This window comes from Azospirillum brasilense (genome assembly GCF_008365405.1).
GTDB lineage: Bacteria > Pseudomonadota > Alphaproteobacteria > Azospirillales > Azospirillaceae > Azospirillum > Azospirillum brasilense_D.
On record NZ_QOKV01000062.1, the window covers coordinates 1 to 2,765 of the forward strand.

Consider the following 2,765-nt stretch of genomic DNA (forward strand, 5'->3'; position numbering starts at 1 on the left):
CTGCCCTGGAACTGGAAGGCCGAACGCGCCGCCACGGCCGCCTGATCCTTTCCGACATCACACGCCCCGGCCGTCATCCTCGCGCGACACCCAGCGCGCCGCTACGTGGGGCGCCGACGACGGATACCATCCACCATGCACCGGGAATGCGGATGGCCCAGTATCCAATCGGCGACAGGTCCACCACGTCGCCGCGTTTGAGGTCGACCAAGATGGTCCCGTAGCGATGGCCCTTGCGCCACGCCCACTCGTCCACCCCCAGTACCCGAGGCGCCGGGGTGTCGACGCGCGGCGCCTTGGTAGCGAGCCGCAGGAGGGTGTCGGCGGAGACCGGGATAGCGAGGCGCTGGACGAGCCGCCCAGGGCGAGCGCAATATGGCGCTGAATGTCGACGAGGCGCTCGGAGCGGCGGGCGGAGGATTGCACGATCCCAGGCAGGCACTCCCAAAAATTAGGCGAAGTCACAGATATTCGTCTATCTGCTCTTGAACAGGAGAATGATGTGGTTAATCGCCATCGTAACAAGCGCACTGACCTATTGGAAGCCAATGCCACCGATGAATCCCGACATACGCCATCTAATGTCATAAATGAAATTCGGTCTGTCTCATCGGATTTAGCGAAGTCTGTAAACTCACATGGGTGGAAAATGGCTATTTTAATAGCGATTATTATTGGGGTCTCCTACCATATCATTAATGAGATTATACCGTAAAAGGGGCGATGAAACGAAAGATCGCGATTTAATTTAATAATTACTGCCGCCAAAGCTGCGCAACCAGACCAGAACCGAGGCGATCTCGACGAAGGCGAGATAGTGGGCCTCGAGCTTGTCGTAACGGGTCGCCACGCGGTGGGGTTGGCCCGAAAAGTCTGCTGCGGTGGGCCGCGGTTACAGCCGCCACAGTTCCACGCCATCCGGCACACCGCCGCGGTCGAGCAGGCTCTTTATGTCCATAACGAGGCCACGCCGGTCCTTCAGCAGGCCGGTCGCCAGTTCCCAGCCTTCCTCCCGGTAGACGGCGTGGGGAACGGCTAGTACCACCGCATCGGCGGGCGGCAGGGCGTCCCGCGCGGTCAGGGTCAGGCCGTACTCGTGGGCCACCTCTTCCGCCGAAGCCAGTGGATCGTGAAGCGCGACCTCCACCCCGAAGCTCGCCAGCTCCGCCACGATATCCACCACGCGGGTGTTGCGGATATCGGGCACGTCCTCCTTGAACGTCAGGCCCAGCACCGTCACCCGCAGCGGCCCAGCCGGCCCGGTCCTCCGACGCAGAAGCCGCTTCACCGTCTCCTGCGCCACATACTGGCCCATGGTGTCGTTGATGCGCCGGCCCGCCAGGATGACTTCCGGGTTGTGGCCGAGCTGCTCCGCCCGGTGGGTCAGATAATAGGGGTCCACGCCGATGCAGTGGCCGCCGACCAGACCCGGCTGGAATTTCAAGAAGTTCCACTTGGTGCCGGCGGCGGCCAGCACGTCGCGGGTGTCGATGCCCATGCGGTGGAAGATCACCGCCAGTTCGTTCATCAGCGCGATGTTGACGTCGCGCTGGGTGTTCTCGATGACCTTGGCGGCCTCCGCCACGGCGATCGAGGCGGCCTCGTGCACCCCGGCCTTGACCACGCTGCCATAGACCGCGGCGACCAGCGCCCGCGTCGCCGGGTCGGAGCCGGAGACCACCTTGGTGATCGTCTCGAAGCGGTGTTCCCGGTCCCCGGGGTTGATGCGCTCCGGTGAGTAACCGACCGTGAAGTCCCGCCCGCAGGTCAGGCCTGATTCTTTCTCCAGGACCGGCACGCAGTCCATCTCGGTGGCGCTGGGGTAAACGGTGGATTCATAGACCACTACGTCGCCGCGCTTCAGGTATCGTCCAACGGTGCGGCTGGCGGCTAGCAACGGGCGCAGATCCGGGCGCTTGGCGTCGTCGATGGGGGTTGGCACGGTGACGATGTGGAAATCGGCCGCTGCTAGGTCGGCCGGGTTGTCAGTCAGGTGCAGGTTGGCCATGGCCAGATCCGCGTCAGGCACCTCGCCCGTGTGGTCGTGCCCGTCCCGCAGCGCCGCGATGCGATGCGCGTCGATGTCAAAGGCGACCACGGGCACGCCTGCGCGGCCGAACGCAACGGCCACCGGCAGGCCGACGTAGCCGAGTCCAATCACCGAGATGCGGCGGGAGTGGGTCATGACGGCAACTTGTCCTTGATAAAAAGCAGGACGGAACTGGGGTGCTTTAGAGTGCCGATCAAAACGTCTTTTATTCTGAACAAAATCAATGACTTGGATTCCATAAGACGGAGTTTTGATCCGCGTTCTTATACACTTCGCAACCGGTCTTTCCCAGCATTTTTCAAGTCTTCCACAATCCGGCCGCCGAGCGGCTCCGCGGATTCAAGCTGAAGTGCGACACTGGGTTTCTAGGATTTTACGCCTCGGTATGGGTGTGTTTCTTCCTCTGGGAAGGTTGACGTGAAGTCACACCGGTGGGTCCATCGGCGCTCCGGCCTATGGCGCTGGGCCAAGTCGGGACGCGAGGGCGGCGAGGCTGGCCGCGAAGACCTCCGCGGGCGTCAGATAATTCAGACAGCGCCGGGGTGATCTTGCCTCGGTTCGGTGGTTCTTGCGCACTTTGCGTGGATAAGAGCGCCTAACAGAACCATTTCTGGACGAAGCGCCAGCAGATGAGGCTGGCAGCGATGTGGTGAAAGGCGGTGAAGATGTCGGCGCGCCGCTCGTAACGGACGGCGAGGCGGCGGAAGCGGGCGAA

The 2,765-nt window shown here is 62.6% G+C and carries 1 protein-coding gene and 1 pseudogene; both read right to left on the minus strand.

All coding sequences use genetic code 11. The features are described 5' to 3' along the window. Positions 1-892: 892 nt before the first annotated feature. On the minus strand, positions 893-2,185 hold the full coding sequence (locus DS837_RS31690; RefSeq protein WP_149168381.1) for a nucleotide sugar dehydrogenase: 1,293 nt from the start codon (positions 2,183-2,185) through the stop codon (positions 893-895). Between the two features lie 460 nt (positions 2,186-2,645). Further along, positions 2,646-2,765: pseudogene (locus DS837_RS31695) on the minus strand (IS5/IS1182 family transposase); the annotation flags it as partial.